The 14,086-nt window shown below is 65.4% G+C and carries 13 protein-coding genes; 9 read left to right on the forward strand and 4 right to left on the reverse strand.

Annotated features, from left to right (window positions below):
* Positions 1-24 precede the first annotated feature (24 nt).
* On the reverse strand, positions 25-804 hold the full coding sequence (locus tag B5V03_RS08915) for an enoyl-CoA hydratase (RefSeq protein ID WP_129269228.1): 780 nt from the start codon (positions 802-804) through the stop codon (positions 25-27).
* A 125-nt stretch (positions 805-929) separates the two neighbouring features.
* Entirely contained in the window at positions 930-1,589 is a 660-nt protein-coding gene (locus tag B5V03_RS08920) for a hypothetical protein (protein WP_129269230.1), read from the reverse strand.
* A gap of 287 nt (positions 1,590-1,876) precedes the next feature.
* Between B5V03_RS08920 and B5V03_RS08925 the strand changes: the two genes are divergently transcribed.
* The 5 genes from B5V03_RS08925 (at position 1,877) to paoC (ending at position 7,097) form a co-directional block, all read left to right on the forward strand.
* On the forward strand, positions 1,877-2,422 hold the full coding sequence (locus tag B5V03_RS08925) for a sigma-70 family RNA polymerase sigma factor (protein WP_164987883.1): 546 nt from the start codon (positions 1,877-1,879) through the stop codon (positions 2,420-2,422).
* A 2-nt stretch (positions 2,423-2,424) separates the two neighbouring features.
* A complete protein-coding gene (locus tag B5V03_RS08930) occupies positions 2,425-3,063 on the forward strand; it encodes an NrsF family protein (RefSeq protein WP_129269234.1) in 639 nt (212 codons plus the stop codon).
* Between the two features lie 222 nt (positions 3,064-3,285).
* Positions 3,286-3,942 (forward strand): aldehyde dehydrogenase iron-sulfur subunit PaoA, encoded by a 657-nt coding sequence (gene paoA, locus B5V03_RS08935; protein WP_129269236.1) that lies wholly within the window; start codon positions 3,286-3,288, stop codon positions 3,940-3,942.
* Positions 3,939-4,889, forward strand: coding sequence for an FAD binding domain-containing protein (locus tag B5V03_RS08940; protein WP_129269238.1), 951 nt, complete (start codon positions 3,939-3,941; stop codon positions 4,887-4,889). Before paoA ends, B5V03_RS08940 begins: the two co-directional genes overlap by 4 nt.
* 3 nt (positions 4,890-4,892) lie before the next feature.
* Positions 4,893-7,097: an aldehyde oxidoreductase molybdenum-binding subunit PaoC gene (paoC, locus tag B5V03_RS08945; protein WP_129269240.1), complete on the forward strand. Its 2,205-nt coding sequence runs from the start codon at positions 4,893-4,895 to the stop codon at positions 7,095-7,097.
* 17 nt (positions 7,098-7,114) lie between these two features.
* On the opposite strand, the gene B5V03_RS08950 is transcribed toward paoC, so the two are convergent.
* Positions 7,115-8,218, reverse strand: coding sequence for a DUF2336 domain-containing protein (locus B5V03_RS08950; RefSeq protein WP_129269242.1), 1,104 nt, complete (start codon positions 8,216-8,218; stop codon positions 7,115-7,117).
* A gap of 63 nt (positions 8,219-8,281) precedes the next feature.
* Positions 8,282-9,439: a GGDEF domain-containing protein gene (locus tag B5V03_RS08955; RefSeq protein ID WP_129269244.1), complete on the reverse strand. Its 1,158-nt coding sequence runs from the start codon at positions 9,437-9,439 to the stop codon at positions 8,282-8,284.
* A 437-nt stretch (positions 9,440-9,876) separates the two neighbouring features.
* Between B5V03_RS08955 and B5V03_RS08960 the strand changes: the two genes are divergently transcribed.
* The 4 genes from B5V03_RS08960 (at position 9,877) to B5V03_RS08975 (ending at position 14,080) form a co-directional block, all read left to right on the forward strand.
* Entirely contained in the window at positions 9,877-10,446 is a 570-nt protein-coding gene (locus tag B5V03_RS08960; RefSeq protein ID WP_164987884.1) for a sigma-70 family RNA polymerase sigma factor, read from the forward strand.
* Positions 10,443-11,138, forward strand: a complete 696-nt coding sequence (locus tag B5V03_RS08965; protein WP_129269246.1) for a hypothetical protein — start codon at positions 10,443-10,445, stop codon at positions 11,136-11,138. Before B5V03_RS08960 ends, B5V03_RS08965 begins: the two co-directional genes overlap by 4 nt.
* Positions 11,139-11,153: 15 nt before the next feature.
* Positions 11,154-12,863 (forward strand): S8 family serine peptidase, encoded by a 1,710-nt coding sequence (locus B5V03_RS08970; RefSeq protein ID WP_129269248.1) that lies wholly within the window; start codon positions 11,154-11,156, stop codon positions 12,861-12,863.
* A gap of 485 nt (positions 12,864-13,348) precedes the next feature.
* Complete coding sequence (locus B5V03_RS08975; protein WP_164987885.1) at positions 13,349-14,080, forward strand: TIGR03809 family protein; 732 nt, start codon at positions 13,349-13,351, stop codon at positions 14,078-14,080.
* The last annotated feature ends 6 nt before the right edge of the window (positions 14,081-14,086 follow it).

Below are 14,086 nucleotides of genomic sequence, written 5' to 3' on the forward strand. Positions count from 1 at the left end.
CACCAGCCTGACCGTTCGCCGGTATCAGCGGTTCTTGTTCACCGGCTTGCGCTTCTCGATGAACGCCGCCATGCCCTCGGAGCGATCTTCCAGCGCGAAGGTTGAATGGAACAGGTTGCGCTCGACGCTCATGCCCTCACTGAGCGTGGTCTCGAAGGCCCGGTTGACCGCTTCCTTGGCCATGGCGGCGGCGGGCTGCGACATCGAAGCGATCTTCTCTGCCGCGGCCATGACTTCGTCCATGAGCTTGTCAGCGGGCACGATGCGGCTGACGAGCCCGCTTCGCTCGGCTTCCGCGGCGTCCATCATGCGGCCGGTGAGGCAGAGGTCCATTGCCTTCGACTTGCCGATCGCGCGGGTCAGGCGCTGGGTGCCGCCGATGCCGGGAATGGTGCCGAGCGTGATTTCGGGTTGGCCGAATTTTGCGGTATCGGCGGCGATGATGAAGTCGCACATCATGGCGAGCTCGCAGCCACCGCCGAGCGCGTAGCCCGAAACCGCCGCGATGGTCGGCTTGCGGCAGCGCGCGACGCGGTCGCCGCCGATCGCGGCAAAGTCCTCGGAGAACATGTCGATGAAGCCCTTCGGCTGCATCTCCTTGATGTCGGCGCCGGCCGCAAAGGCCTTCTCGCTGCCGGTCACGACGATGCAGCCGATGGCGTCATCGCCCTCGAGATCGTCGACGGCGGCGGCAATCTCGCGGAAGACGCCGAACGAGAGCGCGTTGAGCAGCTTCGGCCGGTTCAGCTTGATGATGCCGACTGCGCCTTTGCTTTCGACGATGATGTGTTCGAACGTGCTCATGCTCCACCCACGCGTTTGATTGGGCGCGCAATGTGCCCGCTGGCGCGGATGGCTTCAAGGGGGCCAAAGGCCGCCGGAACGCGCAGCGGGTGCGCGTCCCGGGCGAGGTCCCTCAGGCCAAGAGATCAAGCCATGAACATGCGCGCGGCGGAGGCCAGCGTCAGCAGTGTGCCGACGCCGATGAAGATCTTGCCGATCAGGGAGCTCTGGTCCCAGGCCGAACTGTGCTGGCTGCTCGCCATCACCGGTGCCGGCCGCGGCTGCGCGTCGGTTGCGGCGATCACCGCCTTCTGCGCCGGCGCAGGGTCGGGATCACCAAGCTGATCGGGGGCCGTTGCCTGGTTCTCGGCATTCGGCGTGGCGGTATTATCGGCCGCTGCCTGGACGTTGTCGTTGGCGCGGCCTGTCATCGCGGAGGCCGCAGCCGCGGGCGGCGTATCGGCGGCGGCGAGCTGCGCATGGGCGTTGGCGATTTCGGGCGACATCTGGCTCGCGGCCGGGATGTCGCTATCGGCCTTCGCCTCGTCCGTCCTCGCCTTGTCGGATTTGGGGGCGGCGTCGGTCTTGCCGGCCTTGTCGTCGGAGGACTTCTGCGCGGTCTTGCTGCTTATGTGGCGCGAAGTGTGGCGCCGGTGCTTGTCCGGCTTGACCGCGTCGGCCGGTTGGCCTGCGCTGTCCGGTTTGCCGCTCGCAGCCGAATTCGACGCCGCCTGTGCGGCGCCTCCGAATAGCAGGAAAAGCCCGGCAAGAAGAATCAGGGCGGTGCGCCCGCTCGCTTTCATCATGTTGACGATCTCCCCAATCCCCCATCCCGGGACCGAACAGAGACGCCGTGGCGTGACGACAGCGGGGCAGAAAATGGGAATCTTCGGGCCACATCGGGCAAAAACGGGGCGAGCCGTCCCGACCGCAGCCGAGGCCGGGTGCGGACGGGACCGATCGGTGTTATGAGCCGTCGCAGATTTCTGACGGCCGCGCAGACAATGGGCCAGCATCGATCACGACTTCGTGATTATGAGGGCGCCCGCGTAACAAACTGAAAGAGCGGCCGAATTGCATGGTGAGGGCGCGCGTGCGCGGACGTGAAGACGAGTGGACCGGCCTGATGCGGTCGGCCATGGCAGGCGATGATGCGGCGTATCATCGCCTGTTGAAGGCGGTCACGCCCGTGCTGCGCGCTGCTGCGAGGCGGGGTTTGGCGCGGGCCGGGCAGCCCCCTGATCAGGCCGAGGATATCGTGCAGGAGATTTTGTTGGCGGTGCATCTGAAGCGGCACACCTGGGACAGCGAAGCTCCCTTCGCGCCGTGGCTGTTTGCAATCGCCCGCAACAAGCTGATCGATACGTTGCGGCGGCGGGGCCGGCGGATCTTCGTCGACATCGACGATTTCTCCGAGACGCTGCCGGGCGAGGTGCCGGAGGAGACCGCTTCGGCGGCCGAGGTCGCGACGCAGCTGGGCACGCTGCCGCAGCGCCAGCGCGACGTGTTGCAGTCGATCGCGGTCGAGGCCGCCTCGATCAAGGACACGGCGGCGAAGTTTTCGATGAGCGAAGGTGCGGTGCGGGTCGCGCTGCATCGCGGACTTGCGGCACTGACTGCCAAACTGCGGGACCACTAGTCATGGATACCGATCAACTCATTCGCTCGCTTGCGGCCGACAATGCCAGCCGAGCCCCGCGCGTCGGCGCCGTGCTGACGATGGGACTCCTCGTCGGAGCGCCGCTGTCGATTTTGATCTTCGCCACCTTCCTCGGCGTGCGGCCTGACGTGATGAGCGCGATGCGCAACCCGTTCTTCGACATGAAGTTCGCAGTCACGCTGTCGCTGGCGATCCCCGCAATCATCATCAGCCTGCATTTGTCGCGGCCCGAAGCCTTGATGCGTGGTTGGGGCTGGCTGCTGCTGCTCCCGGTCGGGCTGCTCGCGGTGGCGATCGGTAGCGAGGCGATGATGGCGCCGGCCATGCCGATGACGATGCGACTCGTCGGCAAGAACTCGCGGTGGTGCCTCTCGGCAATCCCCGCAATGTCGCTGCCGTTGCTGGCGGGCGCGCTGTATGGCCTCCGCCACGGCGCGCCGTCGCGGCCTGCGCTGGCCGGTGCGCTCGCCGGCCTGGTGTCAGCCGGGCTCGCCGCGACGCTCTACGCCTCCCACTGCACCGACGACTCGCCGCTGTTTGTCGCGACCTGGTACACGATCGCAACCGCACTGGTGACGGCGATCGGTGCGGCGGTCGGATCGAGGGTGTTGCGGTACTAGGGACGTTCCGCACAGATTGAAGTCGCGTCACATCTGCGCGACTTGCGGCATTCGATCGGCCCCATGTCGCCATCATCATGGCGCCAGCATTCATGAGCACCGCTAATAAGGTCATGCCATTGTGAACGGCTAATCCCGTTCGTGTCTAGAAACTAACTTCGGTTGGACGACTTCTATCCAGCGCGTCGATGGACGCTGCTGTAGCGAGGGATATGCCCAACCATGCGAAAACCCAGCGCATTCGAAATGTCGCGGCGGAACCTCTTGATCGGAACCGCCACGACGGTCGCGGTCGGAGCCACTTCGCCAGCCGCCAAAGCCCAGAACTCTGCTGCCGCGCTTCCGGCCGCCGCGGAAGGAACGCCGGCGATGGCAACGTTGTCCTTCAGCGTCAACGGCGAGGTCCGCGCTCTGAAGCTCGACACCCGCACGACGCTCCTCGACGCCCTGCGCGAGCATCTCCATCTCACCGGTACCAAGAAGGGCTGCGACCACGGTCAATGCGGCGCCTGCACCGTGATCGTCGGTGGGCAGCGGATCAATTCGTGCCTCACACTCGCGGTCATGCATGAGGGCGAGAGCGTCACGACCATCGAGGGGCTTGGTACGCCGGAGCATATGCATCCGATGCAGGCCGCCTTCGTCAGGCATGATGGTTTTCAGTGCGGCTATTGTACGCCCGGTCAAATCTGCTCGGCTGTGGCGGTGCTGGATGAGATCAAGGCCGGGATTCCCAGTCACGTCACCGGCGATCTGAATGCGGCTCCGCATCTGACGAACACCGAGCTGCGCGAGCGCATGAGCGGCAATATCTGCCGTTGCGGCGCCTATTCCAACATTGCCGAGGCGATCACTGAGGTTGCCGGGAGGCCTGCATGAAATCCTTTACCTACGAGAAGGTGAACTCCGCCGAGGCGGCAGCATCCGCGGCCGCCAGCAACAGCAACGCAAAATTCATTGCGGGCGGCACCAATCTGCTCGATTTGATGAAGCTCGAAATCGAGACCCCGTCCCATTTGATCGACGTCAACGGCCTCGGCTTCGACAAGATCGAGCCGGCGCCCGACGGCGGACTTCGCATCGGCGCCCTGGTGCGCAATACGACGCTGGCGGCCGATGCGCGGATCCGGCGCGACTATGGCTTGCTGTCACGTGCGCTGCTTGCGGGTGCGTCCGGGCAATTGCGCAACAAGGCAACCACTGCCGGCAACCTGCTGCAACGGACGCGCTGCCCTTATTTCTATGATACCAACCAGCCCTGCAACAAACGCAGTCCCGGCAGCGGCTGCGCGGCCATCGGCGGCGTGACGCGCCAGCATGCCGTGATCGGCGCAAGCGACGCCTGTATCGCGACGCATCCAAGCGACATGGCGATCGCGATGCGTGCGCTCGACGCGACCGTGCAGACAGTTCGCCCGGACGGCTCGACCCGTGACATTCCGATCGCCGATCTCCACCGTCTGCCCGGCGATACCCCGCACATCGAGACGACGCTGACGTCAGGCGAGTTAATCACGTCTGTGACACTGCCGAAGCCCGTTGGCGGAACGCATATCTACCGGAAGGTCCGCGACCGCGCCTCCTACGCCTTCGCGTTGGTCTCCGTCGGAGCGATCGTCCAGCGTGACGGAACAGGCCGCGTCGCGGTCGGCGGCGTTGCGCACAAGCCGTGGCGGGTCGAAGCGGCCGAAGCCGAAATGCCGCGCGGCGCCAAGGCCGTTGCCGCGCGGTTGCTGGAAGGCGCAAGGCCAACGAAAGAAAATGCATTCAAGCTTTCGCTGGTGGAGCGAACCCTCGGCGCGGTCCTGACCGAAGCGAAAGGTTGAGCCATGAAGTTCGATACGCCTGCGACCACCAACCCGATCGATCAGCTCAAGGTCATCGGTCATGCGACCAGCCGGATCGACGGCCCGCTGAAGACAACGGGACGGGCGACCTATGCCTATGAGTGGCACGATCGCGCTACGAACCCCGCCTACGGCTACATTGTCGGCTCGGCCATCGCCAAGGGCCGGATTGCTTCGATGGATCTGTCGCGCGCCAAGGCTGCACCCGGTGTCATCGCGATCGTCACGTCGGAGAACGCCGGCAAGCTCGGCAAAGGCAATTACAACACGGCAAAGCTGCTCGGCGGCCCGGAGATCGACCATTATCACCAGGCGGTCGCGGTCGTCGTCGCCGAAACCTTCGAGCAGGCTCGTTCTGCCGCCCAGCTCGTCAAGGTCGATTACACCGCCACGAAGGGTTCGTTCGACCTCTGGGCCGGACGGGATGGGGCCGCCAAGCCTCCCGGACGGGGCGACAATCAGCCGGACACAACCGTCGGTGATTTCTCCGGCGCCTTCGCGTCTGCGCCGGTGCAGCTCGATGCGACCTACACCACGCCGGATCAGGCCCATGCGATGATGGAGCCGCACGCGTCGATGGCGGCATGGGAAGGGGACAAGCTCACGCTCTGGACCTCCAACCAGATGATCGCCTGGACCACCGGAGATGTTGCGAAGACCCTTGGCCTGCCCAAGGAAAACGTTCGCCTCATTTCGCCGTTCATTGGCGGCGGCTTCGGCGGCAAACTATTCCTTCGCGCCGATGCTGTCCTCGCGGCGCTCGGCGCCCGTGCTGCCAACCGTCCGGTCAAGGTCGCCATGCAGCGGCCCCTGATGTTCAACAATACGACGCATCGACCGGCGACGATCCAGCGCATTCGTATCGGCGCCAACAGAGACGGCAAGATCACGGCGATCGGACACGAGAGCTGGTCGGGCAATCTGCCGGAAGGCAGGCCGGAGACCGCGGTCAACCAGACCCGTCTGCTCTATGCCGGTGAGAACCGGATGACGGCGATGCGTCTGGCCATGCTGGATCTGCCTGAAGGCAACGCGATGCGTGCGCCCGGCGAGGCGCCCGGCATGATGGCGCTCGAGATTGCCATGGACGAGATGGCGGAGCGATTGGGAATCGACCCGGTCGAATTCCGCGCGCGCAACGATACCCAGGTCGATCCTGAACACCCGAACCGTCCGTTCTCGCAGCGGCAACTGGTCGAATGCATGCGGATCGGCGCGGAGCGTTTTGGCTGGAGCAAGCGACATGCCGAGCCGGGCAAGCAACGTGACGGCCGCTGGCTGGTGGGCATGGGCGTGGCCGCTGCGTTCCGCAACAATCTGCTGATGAAATCGGGGGCTCGCGTTCGCCTCGACGGACAGGGGCGCGTGACTGTCGAGACCGATATGACCGACATCGGAACCGGCAGCTATACGATCATCGCCCAGACCGCAGCGGAGATGATGGGCGTGCCGCTGGAGAAGGTCGTCGTGCGCCTTGGTGACTCCAGTTTCCCCGTGTCCGCAGGCTCCGGCGGCCAGTTCGGTGCGAACAATTCGACCTCGGGCGTCTATGCCGCCTGCGTCAAGCTGCGCGAGGCCGTGGCGCAGAAGCTCGGGTTCAACTCTGCCGACGCTGCTTTCGTAGATGGCCAGGTGTCATCAGGCAACCGAAGCGCTCCGTTGGGGCAGGCCGCGTCGGACGGTGAGCTGACGGCGGAGGATTCGATCGAGTACGGCGATCTCGCCAAGACTCATCAGCAATCCACGTTCGGCGCTCATTTCGTCGAACTTGGCGTCGACGTGGCGACGGCCGAGATCCGTATCCGCCGCATGCTTGCCGTCTGTGCCGCGGGCCGCATTCTCAATCCGAAGACGGCGCGCAGCCAGGTCATTGGCGCCATGACCATGGGCGTGGGGGCGGCGCTGATGGAAGAGCTGGCGGTGGACAAGCGCAGCGGCTTCTTCGTCAACCACGATCTCGCCGGCTACGAGGTTCCGGTTCATGCCGACATCCCGCACCAGGACACGATCTTCCTGGATGAGACGGACCCGATGTCGTCGCCGATGAAGGCAAAGGGAATCGCCGAGCTCGGGATATGCGGCGTCGCGGCGGCGCTGGCCAACGCCATCTACAACGCGACCGGCATACGGGTCAGGGACTATCCGATCACGCTCGACAAGCTGCTGGATCACATGCCTGACGCCTGAGGCGGTTCGCGGCGGTCTCAGGCTGCGGGAGTGGCGCCCCGCTGCATGCGGTGGAAGCGCAGCACCTGCTGTGCGGTCGATGAGCGCAGTGCCTCGTAGGTATCGCGCAGCGTCAGCACCTCGGTCTGCGGGCCGCCTGACAGCTTCTCGCGCATCGCGATGATCGCGCGCACGCTCGACCATTGCATGCCCGCGACCTTGGCGAGGATCATCACGCCCTCGGTCCGGCTTTCGATCATCATGTTTTCGGCGGTCTCGACCGCGACGCCTGCCAGCGCCGCCAGCCCCGCATTGGTCTCGTCGAACTTGTACTGTTCGGCGAAGGTCGCGACCTGGAATTCGTTGAGGCGGCCGTCCTCGTGCAGCGATCTCACCAGCGCGCGCGCCATCTCGGTCTGCCGGGTCATGGCGGCGGTGCGGACCCGCTGGGTGGCTTCATGGACCACGATCGAGACTTCGTCCGCAAGCTCGGGATGGGCGGCCTCCAGCTTCCTGCGCACGCTCAACGAGGCCTTCGCGACCAGCTTCAGATAGTGATGGCGCGGCAAATCGGGCCGCAGGCCGATGCAGGTAGCAAGATCATCGTCGCGTTCGGCGCGCGCGACGAGGTCGGTGAGGCTTCCCTCGGAGAGCTGCGCGCCCGGATTGCCGACGGTCGACTGCACCACGTCCTCGTCGCCGCGCGTGACCAGCACGTCGGTCAGCGCTTCCGACAGCACCCGCCGCAGCGAGATCGCCTTCAGATGCGCCTGGCCGCGCGTGCGCGCGATCTCGAGCAGCGTCGTCTCGTCCAGCCGGTCCGATTTCGACAGCACGGGCCCGGCGACCTCGATGACTTCGTCGAGCGCGAGCGTGCGGATGATCTTTGGCGGCGCGACCGCGAGCGGTGCGAGGCGGTCGGCCAGCAGCACCCGGGCCGAGGTCTCGATCTGCTCGACCAGGCACTGGAACACGTCGTCGAACACGCGGACATGCTCGTCCGAATATTCCACCACATTGCCCACGAAGAGATCGGTGACACGGCGCAGCGTCTCGACCCGGCGCGCAACGGTGCCGTGCGAGAGCGCGGCCTGCAATTCCTCCAGCAGGTTTTCGGATGGTTTGGCGGATTTCGATCTCATGGCCCTGTCCTGGAGCGTTCGGTCCGGCGGCGGATTCTCACGCGCCGGGAGGAAATGGATTGGTCAGCTCGTTGCAACTCGGTTGCGCCCTTGCGCCTTGGCGGAATAGAGCGCGCTGTCGGCGCGCGCGAGAAAAGTATCGGCAGTATCGGTGTGGCGGAGCGTCACGACGCCCGCGGAAATCGTCACCCGCATGCCCGGGGAAAATGCGCTCCAGTCGAGATCGGCGATGATGCCGCGCAGCCGTTCCATCATGCGCGAGGCGGCATCGCCCGCTGTATCCGGCAGCAGCAGCAGAAATTCCTCGCCGCCGTAGCGACCAAAACAGTCGGCGGGGCGGATGTTGGCGAAAATGGTGATGGCGAAGGTGCGCAGCACCTCGTCGCCGACGGGATGGCCATGGGCATCGTTGATGCGCTTGAACCAGTCGAGGTCGATCAGCGCGATCGCGCAAGGCGCGGAAGTCTGCCGCGACTTTTCCATCTCGGCGTCGAGAAGACGCATGATGCAGCGGCGATTGTAGGAGCCGGTCAGCTCGTCGAGCTCGGCCAGCTCCTCGATGCGCCGATAGGCGTCCTTCAGCTCGATGCTGCGTCGGTACAGGACCTTGCGCAGGGTGGCGCCGAACAGGCCGAGGAAGGCGCACTGGCCGATCACCAGCACGAAGCACAGCATCGAGGCGGTCCGCTGCAGCTTCGTGGCAACGGGCATGCCGATCGGCAGGTCGGAGCCGAGGAAGACGGCAGCAAGGCAAGTGGTCGCGATCGCCCAGGTGAACATCGCCTGCGCCGACGTCATGCGCAGCGTGCCGAAGGCGAAGATCAGGAACAGCACGCTGACGAAGGCGATGCCGATCGCCGGCACCGACACCAGGAACACGAATTGCAGCGCCATATGCGCCGAGATCTGGAAGACGGTGAGATAGTGATCGGTATGCCTGTCGCCGACGCCGGCCTCCGACATCACGACGAAGATGCCGATGATCGACAGGCCGCCGACCCAGAACAGCGACGGAACGTGCATCGCAACGGTGCCGTCATAGCCGTAGAGCAGCAGGACGAAGGCGCCGAGCGAGTAGCTCGCGACCTGGCCGACATACATCTGCCGGCGCTGCCGTGCCCGGCGCGCCCGGACCTCGGGCGCCGCCGCGTCGGGCATGAGAACGAGATCCGCGACCTCAACGGCATTCCTCTCCGGTAAGGACGTCGCGGCCGTGCTCATTGTCCCGCCAATCGTGGAGTTCAGCGCAAAAATCTACGCGGCAAGCCTTTAGGTTTGGTATCCTTTGAAACGGAATCCAAACGGTGCAGCGCAGTACAGGGTGATGGCGGCCGGCAGGTGAATTTGCCGGCAATTAGGCATCGCTGGCGATGCGGTCGAGCCAAAACATGGCTTGGTGAGACATATGTCGTGCAGGGCTGCTATGGTTCCATGCAGGTCGGGCCGTCCGCACTGGGGCGGCATTGCGCAGGAAAGTGCTTCATTACTATGTTACCGTTCTTGAGCGAAGCGGCCGACCGCCGCGGGTGGCAAAAGGAAAATTCGTGTATGTGGGGTAGATCACACAAGCCCCCGTATGGCTGCGGTAGGTTGAAGAATTTCGCTCCTCCCGTCGAACCGTCTGCCGCGCCGCCCCGACCTACTTTGCGAGACGGGCTTTGAGCGTGACACAGGCGGCTACGGACGAGGTCCTCATCGCCAGGATCGCTCAGGGTGACCGGCTCGCCATGCAGGTGCTGTACGGGCGGCACCATGTCAGGGTTTACAGGTTCGGGCTGAGGCTCGTGCGGGACGAGCAGGCGGCGGAAGACCTCATCAGCGAGGTGTTTCTCGACGTCTGGCGTCAAGCCGGCAAGTTCGAAGGCCGATCCGCTGTTTCCACCTGGCTGCTGGCAATCACCCGATTCAAGGCCCTCTCGGCGCTCCGGCGCAGGAAGGATTTTGAGTTGGACGACGACGCCGCGAACGCGATTGAGGATTCGTCCGACAATCCGGAAACGGTGGTGCAGAAGAAGGATACCAGTGAAGCGTTGCGGGAATGTCTGACGGGCCTCTCGCCGGACCATCGGGAAATCGTCGATCTCGTCTACTACCACGAGAAATCCGTGGAAGAAGTGGCCGAAATCGTTGGCATTCCGGAGAACACTGTGAAGACGCGCTTGTTTTATGCGCGCAAGAAATTGGCCGAACTGCTGAAGGCAGCCGGCATTGAGCGAGGCTGGCCATGATGGCTTTGAGCAAGAAGATGCTGGAGCAAGAGCCCAGTGAAATTGAACTGCTGCTGCCCTGGCACGCCGCCGGCACGCTGAGCGCGCGCGACGCCCACCGCGTCGAGGAAGCGCTGGCGAATGATCCGGCGCTCGCGAAGCAATATGCTGCGATCCGCGGCGAGTACGAAGAGACCATCCATCTGAACGAGAGCTTAGGGGCGCCGTCGGCGCGTGCCATGCAGAAGCTGTTCGCCGCGATCGACGCCGAGCCGGCGCGTCCGATCGGTTCACTGCCGCTCTCGGCGCGCATCGCGACCTTCTTCTCGGGCCTGTCGCCGCGCACGCTGGCCTGGTCGGCGAGCCTGGGTGCCATCGCGCTGCTGCTCCAGGCCGGCATCATCGGCGCCGTGCTGATGAAGACCCAGACCGCGACCTTCCAGACCGCCTCGCTCTCGACCGGTGCCCCGATCACGCGCGAACTGGGTGCATCCGCAGCACCGGCTCGCGCGCTGGTGCGCTTCACCCCCGAGGCGCGGGTTGCCGACATCACCGCATTGCTCGACAGCTATCAGGCGTCGATCATCGGCGATGCCAAGGGCGGCATGTTCCGCCTCCAGTTCGACAAGGCGATGAGCCAGGACGAGCTTGCTGCGCTGCTCGGCAGGATGCAGCGCGAGAAGTTCGTCAACCTCGCCGTCGCGGCGCCGTAAGGCGCCTCTGAACCGATGACGCGCAAGTCCGAGAGCAAGTTGCGAGCCGCGGCCTACACCTCGTCGGTCGGAGCTGCGCTGCTGCTCGCGGCCTGTCTCGGCGTCGAGGTTGCGCAGGCGCAGGCGATCATGCGCACGCCCACCATCAGCGTTCCCTCGCGCACACCGACCATCTCTCCGAGCGTCGCCGCACGTGTCAGCCCGAGCGTGACCGCACGCGCCGTCAGCGTCGACCGCGGGCCGCGCACGATCTCGACCGCTCGGATCTCAGTGCCCCGAATTGGGCCGGCGCCGGTGCTGCCCTACGCGCGCTACTCGCCGAACCTCTATCCGGCCTGTACGGCTGCCTACCGCGACGCCGGCGGCGAATGCCTCGCCCAGCCAAATGCGGGCGGCGAGGGTACCGGCAAGTCCGGCAAGAAGAGCGCTAGCAAGGGGCGTGGCAACAATACGCCTGTTACCGTCGACTTGCGCACCATCGCCAACGAATTCGTTGCCGAGATCGACGGCGCGCTGTCGATGACCGAGGCCGACGCGCTTGCGCGCCGCCACGGCCTCGCGCGCATCTCATCCGAAAATTTCCCGCTGATCGGGGCCACGTTCGGCCTGTTCCGCATCACCGACGGCCGCGCTTACGAGACGGTGCGGCGCGAATTCGCCGCGGACGGCAGCGTGCGCTCGGTCCAGCCGAATTTCCGTTACGTGCTCCAGGACCAGAAGCCGACGACGCCGACCGAAGGCGATCCGGCGCAATATGCACTGGCCAAGCTACGTCTGCCGCAGGCGCACACCCTGGCGCACGGTGCCAACGTGACGGTGGCCGTGATCGATTCCGGCATCGACGCCAAACATCCCGAGCTCGCCAATTCCATCTCCGACAATTTTGATGCGCTCGGCAGCACCGAGGGACCGCACGTCCACGGCACCGGCATCGCCGGCGCGATCGTGGCGCATGCCAAGCTGATGGGCAGCGCGCCCGAGGCGCGCATCATCGCGATCCGCGCCTTCGGCGGCACCACGGGGGGTGCCGAGAGCTCGTCCTACATCATCCTGCGCTCGCTCAACTACGCCGCCGAGCACGGCGCCCAGATCGTCAATATGAGCTTCGCCGGCCCGAAGGATGCCGTGATCGAGCGCGCCATCGCCGCCACCGCCGGGCGCGGGCTGGTGCTGATCGCAGCCGCCGGCAATGCGGGGGCGAAATCGCCGCCGCTTTATCCCGCCGCCAATCCCAACGTGATCGCGGTCAGCGCGACCGACCAGCAGGACAGACTGTTCTCGGCGTCCAACCGCGGCAATTACATCGCGCTGGCGGCGCCCGGCGTCGACATCTTCCTGCCGGCGCCTGACGGGAAGTACCAGATGACGTCGGGGACCTCGTTCTCGGCCGCCTATGTCTCCGGCGTCGCGGCGCTGCTGCTCGAGCGCAACTACGCGCTGAAGCCGGAAGCGCTGCGCATGACGCTGGCGAAGACCGCGCGCGACCTCGGCTCGCCCGGCCGTGATGATCTGTTCGGCGACGGCGAGGCGGATGCTTTCGCCGCAGTCATGGCCGTTCCCGCCGACAGCGCGACGCCGGTTGCGGCTGCGTCCGGTACAACAAAACGTGAAGATGCGCAGCCACGTCGCGACGAGCCCGGCATCCGCGCGATCGACCAGCCCTCGCTGTCGGGCGGGGGCGATAAATCCGCGGTTTCTCAGGCGGATAGGGCGGCGACGCGCTAGCGGCTGCGACAACATTGCGCGCCGCGCGACGGTCGAAAAATCGAACACCGCATTGAACATTCAGCCGGCTGCCACGACCAAATTATGTGGGAGCGGTCATCCCTCCCCATAAGTCATATTAGGCGCGAGCGCCCATCCACCCCAAGCGCCCATATGGCTCGACCCGTCCGGTTGTCCCCCCGGACGGGTCTTTTCTTTTTGGGCATCCGATTCCTTGAAGCGAAGTTTGGGATCAGCTTGCGGTTGAGCGATCGCGGCTGCGTCCATCGCCGGCCGCGTTCAGGTCCACCGCAAGTCCGTCATGCTTGCGCGAAGCTTGACTCGAAAATGCGTGAAAACTCCGCACGACTACGGTCTTTCATGACGAACGCCGCGTCGTTGCTGGACAAGTCAAAACTTTTCCACAAAATATTCATGTCGCGTCTAAATTGATTCGTGTGCGTTGCGTCCCCCGCGTCCGTATTTTTCTCCTGACGGGCTGGTTCATGACACATCGCCAAAGCGCCGGTCACCGCGACATCGCGGCACGCTGGTGCGCTCTCGCCGAACAGCGGCTGGAACATCTCTCCGAAATGTTCGAGACCGGGCGCTGGCGCCGCTATCACTCCGAAATCGCATTCCTCGAAAACATCCAGGAAGCCAAACGCGCCGTCCAGACCTGGCGCGCCATTGCCACGGGTGGGGACGTCGCCGCGGCCGCCGCGAGCGTCACCTCCGCCTTCGGCTGGTCGCCGGCGACCATGCCCCGCGTGTTTCCCCGCGAGCAGGCGCAGGCCGGGCCGGCCCAGACCGTGCAGCCGAAGGCCGTGCACGTCGCCGCCGAGACCGCCGTGCCGGTCAGGCTCGATCCCAAGCCGAATGTGCTGGCCGAAGTGACGGAAGCGCCGCTCGCCCCGGCCGCACCGCTTGCGGCGCGTGCTGCGATGGCCTCGTTCACCGCGCCCGCCGAGATGCCATCGCTGAGGGCACCTGCGGCGAGAGCACCGTTCATCCCACCTGCCGTGAGGTCGCCGATCGCCGCGTCTGCCGCAACGGCGTCACTCACCGCGCCCGCTGTGAGGCCGCCGGTTGCCACGCCTGCCGCCATGGCAACGCTTCTGCCGCAATTCGCCCCGCCGGCCGCCGAAATCGTCGCAGCCCCCGAACGCGTCGTCGAATTCACCTTCAACCTCGACGGCCTGGAAGCGAAGTATCCGCTGCTGCGCAACGCATTCTAGCGTCTG

Origin of the sequence: Bradyrhizobium betae (assembly GCF_004123905.1) — a bacterium.
GTDB lineage: Bacteria > Pseudomonadota > Alphaproteobacteria > Rhizobiales > Xanthobacteraceae > Bradyrhizobium > Bradyrhizobium betae_A.

Coding starts and splice junctions, on each gene's coding strand:
- B5V03_RS08930 (WP_129269234.1), top strand. CDS start 2,425: ATGGATACCGATCAACTCATTCGCTCGCTTGCGGCCGACAATGCCAGC.
- B5V03_RS08955 (WP_129269244.1), bottom strand. CDS start 9,439: ATGAGCACGGCCGCGACGTCCTTACCGGAGAGGAATGCCGTTGAGGTC.
- paoA (WP_129269236.1), top strand. CDS start 3,286: ATGCGAAAACCCAGCGCATTCGAAATGTCGCGGCGGAACCTCTTGATC.
- B5V03_RS08920 (WP_129269230.1), bottom strand. CDS start 1,589: ATGATGAAAGCGAGCGGGCGCACCGCCCTGATTCTTCTTGCCGGGCTT.
- paoC (WP_129269240.1), top strand. CDS start 4,893: ATGAAGTTCGATACGCCTGCGACCACCAACCCGATCGATCAGCTCAAG.
- B5V03_RS08975 (WP_164987885.1), top strand. CDS start 13,349: ATGACACATCGCCAAAGCGCCGGTCACCGCGACATCGCGGCACGCTGG.
- B5V03_RS08940 (WP_129269238.1), top strand. CDS start 3,939: ATGAAATCCTTTACCTACGAGAAGGTGAACTCCGCCGAGGCGGCAGCA.
- B5V03_RS08970 (WP_129269248.1), top strand. CDS start 11,154: ATGACGCGCAAGTCCGAGAGCAAGTTGCGAGCCGCGGCCTACACCTCG.
- B5V03_RS08965 (WP_129269246.1), top strand. CDS start 10,443: ATGATGGCTTTGAGCAAGAAGATGCTGGAGCAAGAGCCCAGTGAAATT.
- B5V03_RS08915 (WP_129269228.1), bottom strand. CDS start 804: ATGAGCACGTTCGAACACATCATCGTCGAAAGCAAAGGCGCAGTCGGC.
- B5V03_RS08950 (WP_129269242.1), bottom strand. CDS start 8,218: ATGAGATCGAAATCCGCCAAACCATCCGAAAACCTGCTGGAGGAATTG.